The following is a 17586-nucleotide window of genomic DNA, read 5'->3' as shown; positions in this document are numbered from 1 at the left end:
TATTCAAAAAAAGACATTGAACAGAAAAAACTTCCTTTACCTCACCGGGATGGGTTTCGGTGGGGCTATGCTGAGCCGGATACCGGTGTTCGGCGCACCAGTTTCGCCGGAGGCGATGCTGCAAAGTAGCGTTGATGTGGCCACCAAAAAGCGCATGGCTGATGTAGTACTGAATGCCGCCCGATCAAAAGGCGCTACCTATGCCGATGTGCGCATAGGCCGTTACCTGAACCAGTATGTGATTACGCGCGAAAACAAAGTACAAAATATAGTCAACACCGAATCTTATGGCATGGGCATACGGGTGCTGGCCAACGGCTGCTGGGGCTTTGCCGCTACCGATAAGTTAGATACCGACAGTATTGCAAAAGCCGCCGCACAAGCTGTAGCCATTGCCAAAGAAAATGCGCGGTTGCTAAGCGAGCCGGTGCAGTTGTTGCCGCAAAAAGGCTATGGCGAGGTGAGCTGGAAAGCGCCTATTGAACGCAATGCCTTTGAGGTACCTATTAAAGAAAAGGTCGACTTATTGCTATCCGTAAACGATGCAGCCTTGAAAGCCGGAGCCAACTATGTAAATTCCATAATGTTTCTGGTGAATGAGCAAAAATACTTCGCGTCTACTGATGGTTCTTATATAGACCAGGACGTACACCGTATCTGGCCGCTATTTTCAGTAACCAAAATTGATGCGAAGACCGGCAAGTTTGAAACACGCCAGTCGTTAAGCTCACCACGCGGCATGGGGTACGAGTACGTAATGCCACGCGAAAGTGACAAAATAAAAGGTGCGCCTACCGTTTTGTACCGCGACCGCTACGATATGCTGGAAGATGCCCGCGCCGCCGCTACACAAGCTGAACAAAAGCTGAAAGCCAAATCAGTTGAACCAGGTAAGTATGATTTAATACTGGATCCTTCACACCTTTGGTTAACCATTCACGAGTCGGTGGGTCACCCTTCGGAGCTTGACCGGGTACTGGGTTATGAGGCTAACTTTGCCGGTACCAGCTTTTTGACGCTGGACAAATGGCAGTCTAAAAAATTCCAGTTTGGCAGCAAGAACGTGAATATTGTGGCCGATAAACTACAGCCTGGTTCGCTTGGCGCTGTGGGCTATGATGATGAAGGCGTTAAAACCAAACAGTGGGACATAATTAAAGACGGTGTGCTGGTTAATTACCAATCCATACGTGATCAGGGCCATATTATTGGCTTAACCGAATCGCAGGGCTGCTGTTATGCCGATAACTGGTCGTCAGTACAGTTTCAGCGCATGCCAAACATCAGCCTGCAACCGGGCAAAACGCCGCTTAAAGTGGCCGACATGATTAAGAATACCGAAAAGGGTATTTACATTATTGGCGACAGCTCTTTTTCTATCGATCAGCAACGTTATAACTTCCAGTTTAGCGGACAGTTATATTACGAAATCAAGAATGGGCAGATTGTAGGTATGCTGAACGATGTAGCCTATCAATCAAATACCCAGGAATTCTGGAACTCCTGTTCGGCCGTTGCCGACCAGAGCGATTACCGTTTGGGTGGTTCGTTCTTTGACGGTAAAGGGCAGCCAACCCAATCAAGCGCCGTATCACATGGCTCGTCAACAGCCCGTTTTAATGGGGTAAACATTATTAACACAGCACGTAAAATCTAACAAACTTATCATGGCTATATTAACCGAAGAACAAGCGCGTGAGCTTTTGAAGAAAGCGCTGAGCTACTCAAAAGCCGATCAGTGCGAAATAGTACTCACCGGGGGCGACTCATCCAACATTCGCTATGCCCGCAACTCTGTATCTACCAGTGGTGCCATAAACCGCAGCACAATGATCATATCATCGGCCTTTGGCAAAAAGCTGGGCACTGCTACCATCAATGAATTTGATGACGCATCATTACAAAAAGCAATAAGCCGCTCGGAAGAGCTGGCCCAGCTGGCGCCCGAGAATCCGGAGTTTATGCCCTTTTTGGGTCCGCAAACTTACGGCCCACCAACCCCTCGTTTTGTACCGGCTACTGCCGCCATTACACCTAAACAGCGGGCCGATATGGTGCAGCAAAGCTTGCAGGTAGCTAAAGACAATAACCTTACCGCTGCAGGTTTCCTGGAAAACAGCTCAGGCTTTTCAGCCCTGCTCAACTCAAAAGGATTATTTGCTTACACAACCGCAACTGATATTAACTTTTCGGTAACCCTGCGCACAGCCGATGGCAAAGGGTCAGGCTACGCAACCAAAGCTTTTAACGATGTAAGCAAGATGGATACGCTTGCCTTCTCAAAAATTGCAGCTAAAAAAGCAACCGGCTCTGCTACCGCCAAGGCACTGGAACCTGGTAAGTATACTGTTATTTTGGAGCCGGCTGCCGGCATTGTGTTATTGGAGCAATTATTTGGCAGCCTGGACGCACGTAGCGCCGATGAAGGCCGCAGTTTTTTAAGCCTGCCGGGCGGCAAAACCCGCCTGGGCGAAAAGCTGGTGGACGAACGTGTAAACATCTACTCAGACCCATCGCACCCTGAACTACCTACCGCCCGCTGGAACGGCGATGGCCGCCCAATGGAAAAAATAAACTGGATAGAAAAAGGTGTTGTTAAAAATCTTTCATACTCCCGTTATTGGGCCGAAAAGAAAGGCGTTAAAGCTATACCCGGTCCCGATGCCGTGATTATGGAAGGTGGTACGCAAACTTTAGAAGAGTTAATTAAGGGAACAGAAAGGGGTATATTAGTAACCCGCCTCTGGTACATTCGCCCGGTTGACCCTCAAACTTTGCTTTACACGGGCCTAACCCGCGATGGTACTTTTTACATTGAGAATGGCCAGATCAAATTTCCGGTAAAAAACTTCCGCTTTAACGAGAGCCCGGTTATAATGCTCAACAACCTGGAAGCTCTGGGCAGAAGCGAGCGCACAGTAAGCGGCGAAAGTGGCACTAACGCGCTGATACCTCCCTTAAAAATTCGCGATTTTACGTTCAGTTCATTGTCTGATGCGGTGTAAGTAATCTCCAAATCCTTATAAGCGTGTGCCTAACCAGTACACGCTTTTTGTTTTTAGATGCCGGTTGTGTACTAAACAGCACCCTTCTGTTGGCCGTGATGGTTAATACCAAATCGCAGTTTTTGCATTAACAGATTTGCATAAAACAAAAGCGGCTGAAGTTTTACAACTACAACCGCTTTACAATCAATCAGTCAAAAAAGAAAGTATTATTAATACCTGCGTACGTTGAAGTCGGATACGCCGCCCTTTAGTTTCAGGTAAATTTTATTTTTAGCAGCCTCAAAACCTGGTGTGGTATAGTGGCTACTGCTTATTTTGGTAAAGCCATCAAAATCGTTAGACGACAGGCCACTGGATACAGCTATATCGCAAGCCGCGTTCTTAGGAATCCGGATAGTAACTTCAGAAGCCCCGGTAGATACCGTAACATCAGTAAGAGGCAGATTGGCTGCCATTTTAATATCACATGATGCTGCACCGCCGCTAATATTAAGGCTTCGTACTTTGTAGGGTGTTAAATCGAAATCGACTTTTGCAGCGCCACCGCGCAGATTAAGATCCCATATCGGTGCCGTATTTAAGCTAATTTGTGCAACGTTCATATGGCCGCCATTTAAGCGGAAATGCTGATTGTGCTTATCCATATCAAAATCTACCACGGTAACCGAGTCCTCTTTAGAGGTACTTAAATTGTAGTTGCCATAATACTCACGTGTGGCAGCCTTAAACAAACTATCGGTTGATGTATTCAGGACATAAGTGGTTGCACCACCGCTTACGTTTAAACGGGCATGCTTAATATCGGCCGTATAGGGTTGCTGAAAAACATTAGTTGCATTAGCTTTCAGTGCTTTAATGTCGTCATCCTTATCGTCATCTATGTCAATATCAACATCGTTGTCATCATCGTCATCAATATTGTAATGAAAGTTAAACAACGAGCTATCATTATGGCGGCGGCCTGCATTACTGAAAAGCACAAAGCCTAAACCGATTACCAGTACGCCAACTTTTACAATGGTTGCCCATACTGTCCGGGTATTGGCCAACAGCAGGTTTATGCCACCAATCACCAAAAATATAGGCCAAAGGCGAACAATGTTATACCAGTGAAAATCAACCACACCAAAATTGTGCAGTAAAAATGCGGCGCCTATAATGACGAGCACGAGACCCGAAAACAATCTGTCGTTTTTCATACCTTATGCAATTGGAGGGTTAGGGTTTGTAGTATTCTTTTTGCCGGCAGAGAATATTAGCATCAGACCAATGATAACCAGGGGCACGGGCCACAGATGGCTAAAATCCCAATCGGGTATAATGTTAAACTCATCCAGCAATAAAATACCACCCAGTACAATCAGTATAGTACCAGCTACCAAGCCAAAGCTGCCTTTACTTTTGGTTTTATAAACAAACGGCTGTGCAGGTTCGGCTTCGGGATTCATCGGTGGCACGGTGTAATCTACACCCGGCTGGGCTACATAATTCTCTTTTTTGGGCAATACTATCCATAAAACAATGTACAGCAACACGCCAGAACCTTTAAGCACCAGAGCGAGCACAAACAATGCCCTGATGATAGAAACGTCTATGTCGAAATAATCGGCCAGGCCTTTACATACACCGCCAACTGTTTTATTCAGTTCATCGCGGTAAAGTCTTTTACTATTCATATTGTTAAGTATTTTAAAATGGTTAATTATAACTGGCCCAAAACCGGCTTAATCACTATCTCATCTACGTTAGCGCCTTTGCTCATTTGGTAAGCGTTTAATACTGCAGCTGCTACATCTTCGGGCATTACGAACCGCTCGGGGTGCACCTCCGTTCCGGCCCATGAACCTGTTAGTGTTGATCCTGGCAGCACGGCAGTTACTTTTACGCTATGAGCCTGCATTTCGAGCCTCATTACAATATTAAGACTGTACAGCGCAGCTTTTGTTACACTATAAGTACCAGCATTTATTGCCGGCTGTAAAGATGCAGCCGAGCATATATTAAAAATGTGCCCTAAACGCCTACCAATCATGTCCTTACCAAAAAAACGGTATAACTCATAAGCCGGCATCAGGTTGGTATTAATCTGCTGCATAAAGGCATCGTCTTCATCATCTAAAACACTTGATGGCAAAAACATGCCTACATTGTTAACCACCACTTTTATAAAGCCTAATTGCTGCTGCGCCCGGCTGGCAAAATCCAATAACTCTATTTTTTTGCTGCAATCGGTTTTTTGTGTGTAAATCTGTATGTTAGGATTAACCAAAAGCAGTTCTTGCTTTAATTCTTCTAAATCTTTTACCTTGCGCGAACAAATTGCAAGGTTTAATCCTTGTTTAGCAAATGCAACTGCAATTGCACGGCCTATGCCTTGTGTAGCACCGGTAATGAGGGCGTTTTCCATAATTTTAAAGTAACACAATATAGTTAAGCCGTAAAGCTTAATGATAAAAATGTATTTTTAACAGCATATTTAAAAGTTTACATGTTTCAAACTCTAGGCAAATACATCCTGTTAATCCGCCTGAGCTTTCGTAAGCCCGAAAAATTTTCGGTTTACTGGGCCGAGGTCATGCGCGAAATGGTATCTATCGGTATCGGATCGCTGGGCATTATCAGCATCATATCCGTTTTTATTGGCGCTGTGGCAACTATACAAGTAGCATTTCAGCTGGCCAGTCCGCTTGTACCGCGCAGTATTGCGGGCAGCATCTCGCGCGACTCCACCATACTGGAGTTTAGCCCGACCATATCGGCACTGGTATTAGCCGGCCGGGTTGGTTCCAGCATTGCCTCACAAATTGGTACCATGCGGGTAACCGAGCAAATTGATGCCTTAGAGATTATGGGTGTTAATGCCCCTGGTTACCTTATTGCACCTAAAATTATAGCAGGCATTATTATGGTGCCCTTACTGGTTATTTACTCCATGGTGCTTGGCATCTTAGGCGGTTACATTGCCTGTGCCGTTACAGGAGACATTGCCACCACTGATTATGTAGCCGGCTTACGTGATGGCTTTAATCCGTTAATAATTCAGGTTGCCTTGGTAAAAGCAACTTGCTTTGGATTTATCATTACTTCTATCTGTGCTTACCAGGGCTTTTATACCTCGGGCGGTGCGCTTGAGGTTGGCCAATCGGCCACTACTGGTGTGGTGTACAGCTGTATATTTATTCTATTTGCTGATTTAATGGTTACTTCGTTAATGTTATGATTGATATTAAAGACATCTATAAAACCTTTGGTGAGAACGAAGTACTTAAAGGCATTACCGCTACTTTTGAAGCGGGCAAAAACAACCTTATTATAGGGGGTTCGGGCTCGGGTAAAACTACTTTACTTAAATGTATTGTGGGATTACATGAACCTACTAAAGGCAATGTAAATTTCGACGGGCAGGACTTCACCGGTATGGATTTTGAACAACGTGTTCCGATACGTAAAGAAATTGGCATGTTGTTCCAGAATTCAGCCTTATTCGATTCTATGACCGTAGAGCAGAATATTATGTTTCCGCTAAACCTGTTTTCGGAAATGAGCCAGTCGGAAAAGCAGGAACGTGCCAATTTTTGTCTTGAACGTGTTAACCTGAAAGATAAGAATAAGCTATTTCCGGCCGAGCTATCAGGTGGTATGAAAAAGCGTGTGGGCATTGCGCGGGCTATAGCAATGGAACCGAAATACCTGTTTGTGGATGAACCCAACTCGGGCCTCGACCCTAAAACATCCATTGTAATTGATGAGTTAATTAATGAACTTACCCAGGAATATAAAATTACCACAGTAATTGTAACGCACGATATGAACTCCGTTATGGGTATAGGAGATCATATCATCTTTTTGCATCAGGGTCAAAAATGGTGGGAAGGCACTAACAAAGACATTGCCCATACCGATAACCAGGAACTAAATGACTTTGTATTTGCCAGTAAGTTTACCCAAGCCGCGAAAGAAAAGTTATAGGAATTAGCTCCCGATATAAAGCCATAAGTGTAAGGTAATTTTTACCGTACACTTATGGCTTTCTTATATCACTATTAGATTCTGAGTGCCAACTTCCATCGTCAATCAATTTTGATTACGCTAATTTATCTTTTGAAAGCATCCTAACTACCATAAACGGCCAGATCAATACTGCAATTAAACAGGCCATGGCGTAATACCTTCTTTTTTCCTTAAAGGGGAGTTTGTGGAGTACAGAATCTCCTGAGTCTTCGAGCAGATAATTCCAAAACGAAGAATGCCTGAATGCAACAACGTACATGGATAATATGCCCAGTGATAAATAGCCTATTAGGTATTTCATATTATAAGAGACGTTTTATTGCACCACGGTGTTACAAGATTTTGTAACACCGTGGTTAACAACAGTAATGTTAACAGCTCAATTAGTATTATAAAAACGCTTAAGCATGGTTGTACCTGTAATGAGAAAAATTGTACAAGAATATTTTCTTCACAGACTAATATAAGCAAATAACGCTAAAGTTGGCAATCGCCTTCATAGTGTGCATGAAATCAATGTACTACGCGCTGTATTACCGGAAAGCCACTCATGTATTTGATACCCAAGCACCCTCTCTTAAACTTAAACTTCAGGATGTCGCCCGGAGCAAGATTTCTGAAATAAACATATAGGTAACAAAGTCCTGAAACTTTTAATTCAGGATAAGCATATAGTTTAATAAAATAATTTGCATTCCGATGTCTTGACCTTTGCTCCAACTTTACCAATTGTTTTTCTAGTGTTTCTACTTCAGAGGCTCCTATGCGGTTTACAAATAGCAAGATGGGATCGGTAACTAAAATTTTCAAACCCCAGGTTACCATTACTAGGACAAATGTAAAACCACCTATGGCACGTAGCCAATCGCTTTTATCAAAATGAGGATGTATGATATATAAAGCTATTACGGCAACCATGCCAGATGGCAAATAAGCTAAATACTTCCAAACACCATCTATTTGTAAACCATCAGGTACAATCTGTATATCACCAACCAACAGTGGTATAACTGAAAACGCTAAACCGAAAGCAAAAGCCGGATGTATGTACAGTACACCGTAAATACAAACCGGAATAAAGCATATTGCCTTTTGCCAAAGTGGTGCAAACATCAGCATGATAAATGCCCAAATAAAACCCGCAGCTGCAAATAAAAAGATCATTGAGTGTATGAACAGCTGAGCGGCTAAAATGATTGACGTACCAAGTAATGTTGACTTTAAATGTGGTTAATCTTCAAAACACTGATAACAGTGTAACCTTAGCCTGAAACGTACTTAACCTCATAAAGCTTTTTTTGTAAATCTTCTGGTTTGAAAGGCTTTAAAACACAGTCATCAATACACGGAAACTTCATAACCTCATCTATCGCGGTACCTACCGATGCCGTGAGCGCTATAATACGTGGTGCAACAAAGTCAGGTTTCTCTATACTCTTTATAGCTTTAGAGGCTTCAAATCCATCCATTACCGGCATGTTGATGTCCATAAGCACCACATCATAATCATTTTGCATACATGTTTCTAACGCCGCCCTCCCGTTCACCGCTTCATCTGCTTTTATTCCCCATTTGGCCAGTACTTTCTTAACAACCATCAAATTCAACTTTTCGTCATCCACCGCAAGTATTTTCAGTTTGGCCAGATCCACATTAGCCGATGCGGTTACAAGCGTATCTGCTAATTCTTGCTGTGCAGCTACGTTATAAATAACGGCGAAGCTAAAGCAAGAACCTTTTTCCTCTATGCTTTCTATTTCGAGCTGGCTTCCATGCAGTTTTAACAACTGGTAGGCAATGGTTACCCCAAGGGTGGTTTGATATTGGCGCTGGGTGCGGGGCAGCTCTCTTTTAAATGGGTCCAGCAGTTGTTGCTGCTTCATTTCAGAAATGCCTATTCCAGAATCCTTCACTTTAAAGTTCACTTCAATTTCAGATGCGTCGTCACAGTTACAGATAGCCTCAATACTAACAAAGCCTTCATTCGTAAATTTGATTGCGTTACCAATAAGATGAAAAAGCACCTGGCTCAAACGCAATTCATCACCGTAAACCGATAAACCTTTAAACTTCTCATCGATGATACAATTAAACTTTAAACCTTTTTGCGCTGCCTGTTCACGGAATGTGCCACATACATTAGTAACAATTTGATATAACGAAAACGGTTTGTTTTGCAACTGTACTTGTCCGTTATCCAGGTTGTTAAAATCTATAATATCATTAACAGTTGCCATGAGGTTCTCGGTCGAGAAGTTAAGAACCTGTAAGTTTTCTTCCTGCTCCGGTAATTTACTGCCCGAGAGTAAGAGGTTGCTCATACCAACAATAGCGTTCAACGGTGTCCTGATTTCATGTGACATCGTATTTAAAAAGTTAGTTTTTGCTAAGGCTTGCTCACGGGAATATTCCAAGGCCTGCTCCAGGTGTCGTTTAAAGGACGTTTCCCTTTTCTTGAATTTGGCCAGCGACTTAAAAAAAAGATTGTGGATATACAGAATAAGCGAAAAATTAGACAGAGCTGCGATGGCGTAACCGGCATAGCTAACATTCACTGTTCTTGAAGGGATATCTACGTTTAAAAAGTCATTAAAGAAAACATCTCCCAGCACGGGCAATATTGCTGCAATTGCATATCGAAGACCGATTTTAGAACCCAAAATGTAATAACCGGCGGCAATTACCAGCAAGCAATATTGAATATTAATTACATAAAGACTTTGATGTACCAGCAACACATTGGTCCATATTAAAAGTGTAAGACTGGTCAGAAAAAAATGGGCAGCCACATGCCAGGCTTTGTTGCTCCAAAACAGATACATTGCCGTTACAAATAGTGCGAAAAAGAACGCAACGCGATATAACAGCAAATTAGGGGCATTAAAAAGATAGATAATAAACAGTGTAGCAGTTAATAAACAAAAGGTAGCAATACAGGCAAATAGAATACGTAAGCGCGTCCAGTTCAATAGACTAACATCTTTCGAAATAAGCTTACGAAAGAGGTGAAAATAATATGTCCTCATAGGCGTATTGACTATTTATTAATATCTCATTTTTGCTTTATACGCAATAAAAAATAATTTGTTGATGTTCAGAAGCTTACCACTTCACTCCGATTTTCTCTATTGGGCACACACGATAATGGCTGAAATAAGTAAAAGAAGACACAGAACGTAACTCCACATTAAATTTTCTGAAACTTATAAAATAAGCATTACTATAATTATTATCCGAAGCTACACTGCCGAAGTATATTGCGCTTGATTGCGCAACAGCTACTTTGCCCCCTAACTAGTTGCGTCTAAACCGGTGTTATAATTATCCTTACAACATATTACCTATCTTTGCCCCAGCTAACACATTATAACTGATAACAGACTACTAAATACAATGATCCAACTCCTTACCCCTTCGCACTGGAAAGATTACGAACTGATTGATTGCGGCGATTTTGAAAAGCTGGAACGCTTTGGGCAGGTGATACTTATACGACCCGAACCGCAGGCAGTGTGGAGCAAAGCGCTACCGCAAACAGAGTGGCAGCGTTTGCACCATATACGCTTTAAGGGTCGCTCGGCCACGGCAGGTGAATGGGTAAAAAAGAATTCAAACACACCTGACCGCTGGCACATTGAATACAAAAACGACCATGCAACCATTAAAATGCGTATGGCGCTTACCTCGTTCAAACACCTGGGCATCTTCCCTGAACAGGCCGTTAACTGGGATTATATTGCCGAGAATTTAAAGCGCTTTAAAACGCAAAAGCCAAAAGTACTTAACCTGTTTGCGTACACCGGGGGTGCATCGCTTATTGCCCAAGCAGCAGGGGCCGATACCACGCATGTTGATTCGATTAAACAAGTGGTTACCTGGGCTAACGAAAACCAGGAACTATCGGGCCTGAAAGACATACGCTGGGTGGTAGAGGATGCCTTAAAATTTGTAAAGCGCGAATTAAAACGCGGCAAAAAGTATAACGGTATCATTTTAGATCCGCCGGCTTATGGTCATGGCCCTAACGGCGAAAAATGGAAGCTGGAAGACCAGATTAACGAAATGTTACAGGAAGTTGTACAACTGCTTGACCCGGAAGAACACTTTTTAATACTCAACACTTATTCGCTAGGTTTCTCTTCAGTTATTGTCGAAAACTTAATTAAAGGTGCATTTCCGGCAGTGCAAAACCTCGAAATTGGAGAACTTTACTTACAGGCAACTGCAGGTTCAAAGCTGCCGCTAGGGGTTTTTGGAAAGTTCTATAAAATTTAAGTTACAATTTCCGTAAAACTTATTGGCGTAATAGTTATATTTACAACGCCATAACAAGCAAAAAATTTTATTGTAACTAAAATATTTTACACAACAAGATACCAGCCCTCAGGCTATTTTTTATGAGTAATTTTAAAGCTTTTGCTTTCTCTTCTACGGTATTACTTTCCTCACTTTTCCTGTTATCTAACTGCACAGAAAACAGCAAAGCCGGAAAAGTAAGCACCTCTACAACTACCACCACAACTGCTTCGACAACTTCTGCTACAGATACTACCAAGCCAGCCTATCAGCCGGTAGACAAGGCACTGTATGACAGCTTGAATAAGCGCCTGGCTAATGGCGATACGACAGGGCACTGGCCGGTTAAAAACCAACCCTACCCTGTCCCGGGCGCTATATTGCCGTTTAAGCGCATAGTAGCCTTTTATGGCAACCTGTTTTCTAAAAAGATGGGTATTTTAGGTGAGCTACCTCCTAAAGAGATGCTGGCTAAGCTAAAAACAGAAGTTAAGAACTGGGAAAAGGCCGACCCAAAAACACCTGTACAACCCGCATTGCATTACATTGCAGTAGTTGCACAAGGTGATGGCGGCAAGGATGGCAAGTTCCGTTACCGCATGCCATTTAAGCAAATTGATACGGTACTATCTTTAGCCAAAAAATCAAATGCAATTGTATTTTTAGATGTGCAGGTGGCGTTGAGTAATATCCGCTCGGAGTTACCTCAGTTAGAGAAGTACCTGATTATGCCGCAAGTGCACTTTGGTATGGACCCCGAATTTTCGATGAAAGACGGAAGCAAGCCTGGCCGCAAAATTGGCACTTACGATGCGGCTGATGTTAACTATGCAAGTGAATACTTAGCTGGCTTGGTAAAGAAATACAATCTGCCACCTAAGATTTTAATTGTACACCGTTTTACACGTAAAATGGTTACCAACTATAAAAACATTAAGCTACGCCCAGAAGTTCAGGTGGTTATTGACATGGATGGATGGGGCGAGCCGGATTTAAAATTGGGCACTTATCGCAACCATATCTTCCCGGAACCCGTACAATTCACCGGCTTTAAATTATTTTACAAAAACGATCTAAAAAAAGCGCCGCATCATATGCTGACGCCACAAGAAGTGTTGAAATACAAACCGCAACCTATTTATATACAGTACCAGTAACATAAAAGACCCTACTGGATGTGGCGAAGCCCGATGGTAACATCGGGCTTTTGTTATTAATACTAGTGTGGAAACAGGTTGCAAATAAACATAACAGGTGTAGAGCCTTAAGCTATAACCTATAATAGTCTATATTAAATACGGTAAGCTGCAATGTATTGCGTATTTTTGTTTTTGATTTTATATATTAAAAGGTTTAATTTAACATTTGCTCAAGTATAATTTTGTAACAAACAAAAGCGATATACGTGTCTTTAGGTCATTGTAAGCTGCTCATTTATTTACTATTAGTGTTTAAAGTTGAAAACAAAAGCTCGCAATTTCTCAAACCCGCTTGAGGGGGCATGGTACCAGTACAAATTATTTGTCGATAGAGCGATAACGGGGATGCCCGTATATCAAACTAAAGACATAAGCTACTGGCAGGAACGCCTTTTTGTAAATCTCATTGTCTTTTCGCTTCCGCTAAGCTTACTTGCTGTGGTTCCGAGTATGATTGCTGCATACCTGCAAGGGCATCTATTTATACCGCTTATTGACGGATTGGCCGTTACTTCCATATCTTTTATAACGCTGAGCAACCGTTTTAAACTGGCTTTTAAAAAGGCCTTTGTAGCCGTAGTACTGTACGCGGTTGCTATATGTTTAACTACCATACTAGGATCATTTGGTATCGGTGCTATCTACTTTTTGGCCTTAAGCGTTTACATTACGCTTCAATTTTCATCCCGAATTGCTTATCGTACCATTGCTGTTAACGCTTGTCTTTATATAAGCTTTGCATGTATCATTTATTTCAAACTATTCAATTCGCCCCTAAGTGTTAAGTACACCTTGCCGTTCTGGATCGTTTACGCACTTAACTTTATGTTTTTGAATGTGGCTGTGGTGGTGCAAATCAGCCATATTATACGGGGGGTAAAAAAAACCTTTATACAAGAGGCCCGCTTGATGAATGAGCTGCAAACAGAAATGGCCGAAAAGATACAACGCAATGAAGTATTAAAAGAGTCGGAAGCGCATTACAAGAGTCTTTTTCAGCAGAATCCATCGCCCATGTGGATATTTGACACCGAAACCTTGCAGTTGCTGCAAGTAAACGATGCGGCTATCAGAAGATACGGCTACTCGCGCGAGGAATTTTTAAGCATGTCTATCAAGGAACTCCGCCCTGAGGAAAAACTTAATGATTTGACCGCATTTTTAGACAGATCATCAAAACGCAAAACCATTTCGTTAGTGAATACCGTGCACCGGCATAAAAACGGCGACTTGTTTTACGCCGAAGTAAGATGCAGCAATATTCCGTTTAAGGGCAAAAAAGCCAGGCTGGTTATGGCACGTAATATCACTGCGCAATTAGAATATACCCAGGCCATTGAAAAGCAAAACGCTAAGCTTAGAGAAATATCGCACATGCAATCGCATGTAGTTAGAGCCCCTTTAGCCCGCATTTTAGGCTTAACAGACCTGGTGCTGCAAAGCAGCCAAGACCACCCCGACAAACAACTGTTCGAATACCTCGATATTTCTGTTAAGGAGCTTGACGACGTTATCAAAACCATTATCCAGAATAGCGAAGAGGTAATCCCTGAAAAAAAGGATGACGAATACCTACGGCTTGAGAGCAAATAAAACAGGTTAATTGCCGGGATGGTTTGCCTTTATTGCCTGACTATCCTTTACCACTTCAATTGCTGGGTTAACTTTAAGCAATTCGTCTACAAATAAATCTTTGTCTTTAGGGGATATATAAATATCCTCAAACTTATTGTATTTGATGATACATCCTTTTGCTGCCAGCGCCGGCTTAAGGCCTACATACTGAGACTTACTGATAATAACAGTGTGAATGCTGCCAATATCGATAACGCCATTTATCGGGCCCGACCGGTATCGCAGTTCCTTGTCTTCAATAACATAATAAGTACCCAGCCACATCCATAGCAGCATACCTGCTATAAGCGCAACTAATAACACAAACCACTGCTCGGCGCCGCCGTGCTGCATAATCTCTACGCCACTGGATGCCAGCAAAGCTATAGCGCCCCACACCACTATGCTTATCCATATATCACGCTTTGAGTTAAATCTCATTGTAATAAGCTTTTGTAAACAATACTTATTTAGCCTGTAATATTAATTTGGCCGCGGGCAATCCATCAGCCGTTGCAGTAAGTGTTATTGTACCCGCCTGCTTACCAGCTGATTGAATTATGGCCAGCGCCAAACCATGAAATGCCTTGCGATAATTTGCCTTAAACGGGTCATGACTTAGAGGGTCGCCGTTATCAACGCCGGCTATAAAGCCTTTACCCTGCAGGTTAAAATTAACCTGATTGGTGGCGTCGGGTACCACGTTACCGGCAGCATCCAATATGCGTACTGTCACAAAAGAAAGGTCCTGCCCGTCTGCCTTTATTTGTTTGCGATCGGCCACCAGCTCTATACGAGCCGGAGCGCCGGCAGTATTAATGGTGCGGGTTAACACTACTTTGCCATTTTTACGCGATACCGCTTTGAGCGTGCCAGCCTGGTATTGCACACGCCACATTACATGCAAATCATCACCTGTTTTTTTGCGGATGCCTAATGATTTGCCGTTCAGATACAGTTCCACCTCATCGGCGTTATTATAATAGGACCACACGTCAACCGTTTTGCCCGGTTTCCAGTTCCAATGCGGAAAAATGTGCAGTACCGGCTTACTGGTCCACTCGGCCTGGTACATGTAAAAAATATCTTTAGGAAATCCGGCCAGATCTATCACACCAAAATAAGAGCTGCGTGCCGGCCAACTGTAAGGCGTAGGCTCGCCCAGGTAATCAAAGCCTGTCCAGATGAACATGCTGTTCAGATAATCATGTTTTTTAATCAGCTTCCAGGTTTCCTCATGTGTAGAGCCCCATCGCGCCGAAACGTTATCATAAGCCGATACGGTAAAATCTTCGTTCATCGTCCCTACCCCGTTCTGGCTATCCTTATTATTTGGCCAGCGACGTATACTGTCTGACGGCATATCATACACGCCACGGGTTTCCAGCGCCGATGTAGTTTCGGTACCAATAAATATCTTGCCAGGGAAAGTCTCATGAAACTTTTCATACTCGCGGTGGTGATAGTTATAACCTACCAGTTCAAACTCGCCCGATTTTACGATGAAGTTTCCGCTCGACGGCCTGTCGTTAGCCGTAACAATTGGCCGGGTAACATCATATTGGCGTACGGTACGTGCCAAGTCATGCGCTATAGCTATCCCGGTGCTATCTGCCTGCTCGCGTATCTCGTTGCCTACGCTCCACATAATAATGCTGGGATGGTTACGGTCGCGCAATAACTGATCGGCCAGGTCGCGGGTATGCCACTCGTCGAAATATAAATGGTAGTCATATTTTGCCTTCTCCTTGCGCCATACGTCAAATGCTTCGTCCATTACCAAAAAGCCCATGCGGTCGCACAGGTCTAACAGCTCAGGTGCAGGCGGATTGTGCGAAGTACGGATAGCATTAACACCCATGCTTTTCAATATCTCCAGCTGGCGCTCTAACGCACGCATATTAACAGCGGCACCAAGGCTGCCCAGATCATGGTGGTTACACACGCCCAGCAGCTTCATATTCTTACCGTTCAGGAAGAAGCCTTTATCTTTATCAAAGCTAAAATAACGGATGCCCAGCGGTGTAGTGTAAGTATCAACTACCTGTTTGTTATGCATTATTTGGGTAACCGCTTTGTACAAGTAAGGGTTAGTTGTTGACCACAAACGCGGATTGTTAAGGACTACATCTTGTACATGCGTACCGGCAGTGTCGTTTAGCTGATAACCAGTTGTGCCAAAAGCAGCAACAGTTGCACCAGCTGCATCTAAAACACGTGTTTTGATCTCTATACTTTGTTTAGCGCCTGTGGAATTTTTAAGACTCACCGCAAATTTAATGGTAGCTTTTGCAGCACTCACTTGTGGCGTAACTACATAAGTACCCCAATGATTGATAGCTATTTTGCCAGTACTTACCAGCCAAACATTACGGTAAATACCCGACCCACTGTACCAGCGCGAGTTAGGCTGTACGCTGTTATCAACTTTTACGGCAATTACATTCTGCTGCCCGCCAAAGTTCAGATAAGGCGTTAAATCATACCTAAAGGAGATATAACCATTAGGCCTGAAACCCAGCTGATGCCCGTTGATCCAAACGGTGCTTTTTTGGTAAACTCCATCAAAATCAATATATACCTGCTTGCCTTGCAGTGTTTGCGGCACGATAAATGTTTTGCGGTACCAGCCAATGCCGCCCGGCAATGCGCCGCCCTCGGGTGTGGCAGGATTATCTTTGCTAAAGGTTCCTTCAATGCTCCAGTCGTGGGGCAGGTTTAACTTACGCCATTGCTCATCTTTAAAACTGGCTTGCTCAGCACCGCCGGCATCACCTAAATGAAAGGTCCAGCCGGTGTTAAAATTTTCAACCTTACGGCCGGTTTGCGCATGGCCAACGGTGGCACTGGTAAACAGCAAGATTATTGCTGTTAACATTTTAAAGTAACGGTTTATCATAACAGGTTTATAATTGGTCGGTTGTTTAGTTAAAGCTAAAATTGGCATTTGCATTTGGGTTATCCAGCTTGGTGCTTTTGCGCTCGCCTTTAACAATAACGTGCAGCATGTTTATTTGCTCGTCATGTTCGGTATATAAAAGGTCATCGTGCACTTCAATTTTTTGAGCCTTGCTAATGCCTTTTACCTCCAGGTAACTCCAGGCGCCATCTTCCTGAATTTCGTATCCTAAAAAGGCGGGGTTAAGCACCTTGCCGTCCACTTTAACGATCAAATGTTTATGAATATAATCGTTCAGCATCTGCTTAAGCTGTTCTTTGTTTTTAGGCTTTACAATATCCAGTTGCGTACGGTATTGTTTCTCAAGCACATGCTCCAAATCATCATAAAACATGCGGCAGCTAATTTCGATCGACTGCGTTTTAGCATTATGATTTATTTCGGTAACGCTTACATAAAACGGGTGGAAAACGTTCAGGAAAGCAACTATCAGGCATTGTAACATCTTCGTATAAAGTTATTCGCTTTTTGCACAAATTAAGTTATTATTATCGGTAAT

At 43.0% G+C, this 17586-nt stretch carries 16 protein-coding genes; 7 read left to right on the top strand and 9 right to left on the bottom strand.

Translation table 11 applies throughout. The annotated features are described in order from the left end of the window. The first annotated feature begins 16 nt into the window (after positions 1-16). Together ABDD94_RS05735 and ABDD94_RS05730 are read left to right on the top strand one after the other, a co-directional pair. A complete protein-coding gene (locus ABDD94_RS05735; RefSeq protein WP_345955043.1) occupies positions 17-1657 on the top strand; it encodes a TldD/PmbA family protein in 1641 nt (546 codons plus the stop codon). Between the two features lie 10 nt (positions 1658-1667). Continuing rightward, on the top strand, positions 1668-3005 hold the full coding sequence (locus ABDD94_RS05730) for a TldD/PmbA family protein (RefSeq protein WP_345955042.1): 1338 nt from the start codon (positions 1668-1670) through the stop codon (positions 3003-3005). A gap of 212 nt (positions 3006-3217) precedes the next feature. Here ABDD94_RS05730 and ABDD94_RS05725 read toward each other — a convergent pair whose 3' ends face one another. The 3 genes from ABDD94_RS05725 to ABDD94_RS05715 are packed head-to-tail and all read right to left on the bottom strand — an operon-like array spanning position 3218 to position 5415. Further along, a complete protein-coding gene (locus ABDD94_RS05725) occupies positions 3218-4207 on the bottom strand; it encodes a DUF5668 domain-containing protein (protein WP_345955041.1) in 990 nt (329 codons plus the stop codon). Positions 4208-4210: 3 nt separating this feature from the next. After that, the gene (locus ABDD94_RS05720; protein ID WP_345955040.1) at positions 4211-4684 is read right to left on the bottom strand and encodes a PspC domain-containing protein; all 474 of its coding nucleotides are present in this window, start codon (positions 4682-4684) and stop codon (positions 4211-4213) included. Positions 4685-4710: 26 nt separating this feature from the next. After that, on the bottom strand, positions 4711-5415 hold the full coding sequence (locus ABDD94_RS05715; protein ID WP_345955039.1) for an SDR family oxidoreductase: 705 nt from the start codon (positions 5413-5415) through the stop codon (positions 4711-4713). 81 nt (positions 5416-5496) lie between these two features. On the opposite strand from ABDD94_RS05715, the gene ABDD94_RS05710 reads away from it, so the two are divergent. Together ABDD94_RS05710 and ABDD94_RS05705 are read left to right on the top strand one after the other, a co-directional pair. Then, positions 5497-6228 carry an ABC transporter permease gene (locus ABDD94_RS05710; protein WP_345948492.1) on the top strand — a complete coding sequence of 244 codons (732 nt, stop codon included), beginning with the start codon at positions 5497-5499 and terminating at the stop codon, positions 6226-6228. Then, entirely contained in the window at positions 6225-6977 is a 753-nt protein-coding gene (locus ABDD94_RS05705) for an ABC transporter ATP-binding protein (protein WP_345948493.1), read from the top strand. The genes ABDD94_RS05710 and ABDD94_RS05705 overlap by 4 nt, the downstream gene beginning before the upstream one ends. A 115-nt stretch (positions 6978-7092) precedes the next feature. On the opposite strand, the gene ABDD94_RS05700 is transcribed toward ABDD94_RS05705, so the two are convergent. The 3 genes from ABDD94_RS05700 to ABDD94_RS05690 form a co-directional block, all read right to left on the bottom strand. Then, positions 7093-7320: a hypothetical protein gene (locus ABDD94_RS05700; RefSeq protein WP_345955038.1), complete on the bottom strand. Its 228-nt coding sequence runs from the start codon at positions 7318-7320 to the stop codon at positions 7093-7095. A 212-nt stretch (positions 7321-7532) separates the two neighbouring features. Then, a complete protein-coding gene (locus ABDD94_RS05695; RefSeq protein WP_345955037.1) occupies positions 7533-8183 on the bottom strand; it encodes a hypothetical protein in 651 nt (216 codons plus the stop codon). A 98-nt stretch (positions 8184-8281) separates the two neighbouring features. Continuing rightward, positions 8282-10045, bottom strand: coding sequence for a response regulator (locus tag ABDD94_RS05690; protein WP_345955036.1), 1764 nt, complete (start codon positions 10043-10045; stop codon positions 8282-8284). A 367-nt stretch (positions 10046-10412) separates the two neighbouring features. Between ABDD94_RS05690 and ABDD94_RS05685 the strand changes: the two genes are divergently transcribed. The 3 genes from ABDD94_RS05685 to ABDD94_RS05675 all read left to right on the top strand — a co-directional run bounded on the left by ABDD94_RS05685 (position 10413) and on the right by ABDD94_RS05675 (position 14107). Further along, a complete protein-coding gene (locus ABDD94_RS05685) occupies positions 10413-11294 on the top strand; it encodes a class I SAM-dependent methyltransferase (RefSeq protein ID WP_345955035.1) in 882 nt (293 codons plus the stop codon). Between the two features lie 122 nt (positions 11295-11416). Next, positions 11417-12472 (top strand): hypothetical protein, encoded by a 1056-nt coding sequence (locus ABDD94_RS05680; protein WP_345955034.1) that lies wholly within the window; start codon positions 11417-11419, stop codon positions 12470-12472. Positions 12473-12772: 300 nt separating this feature from the next. Continuing rightward, positions 12773-14107, top strand: coding sequence for a PAS domain S-box protein (locus tag ABDD94_RS05675; protein ID WP_345955033.1), 1335 nt, complete (start codon positions 12773-12775; stop codon positions 14105-14107). A gap of 6 nt (positions 14108-14113) precedes the next feature. Here ABDD94_RS05675 and ABDD94_RS05670 read toward each other — a convergent pair whose 3' ends face one another. Genes ABDD94_RS05670 through ABDD94_RS05660 form a run of 3 tightly spaced genes read right to left on the bottom strand, consistent with a single transcriptional unit; the run spans position 14114 to position 17532 of the window. Further along, the gene (locus tag ABDD94_RS05670) at positions 14114-14569 is read right to left on the bottom strand and encodes a PH domain-containing protein (RefSeq protein WP_345955032.1); all 456 of its coding nucleotides are present in this window, start codon (positions 14567-14569) and stop codon (positions 14114-14116) included. A gap of 25 nt (positions 14570-14594) precedes the next feature. Beyond that, a complete protein-coding gene (gene galB, locus ABDD94_RS05665; RefSeq protein WP_345955031.1) occupies positions 14595-17006 on the bottom strand; it encodes a beta-galactosidase GalB in 2412 nt (803 codons plus the stop codon). Between the two features lie 46 nt (positions 17007-17052). Then, the gene (locus ABDD94_RS05660; RefSeq protein WP_345948501.1) at positions 17053-17532 is read right to left on the bottom strand and encodes a DUF6702 family protein; all 480 of its coding nucleotides are present in this window, start codon (positions 17530-17532) and stop codon (positions 17053-17055) included. Between the last annotated feature and the right edge of the window lie 54 nt (positions 17533-17586).

Source organism: Mucilaginibacter sp. PAMB04168 (genome assembly GCF_039634365.2).
Taxonomy (GTDB): domain Bacteria; phylum Bacteroidota; class Bacteroidia; order Sphingobacteriales; family Sphingobacteriaceae; genus Mucilaginibacter.
The sequence above is the reverse complement of the archived record's forward strand: the minus strand, read 5'-3'. Positions and strand labels throughout refer to the sequence as shown.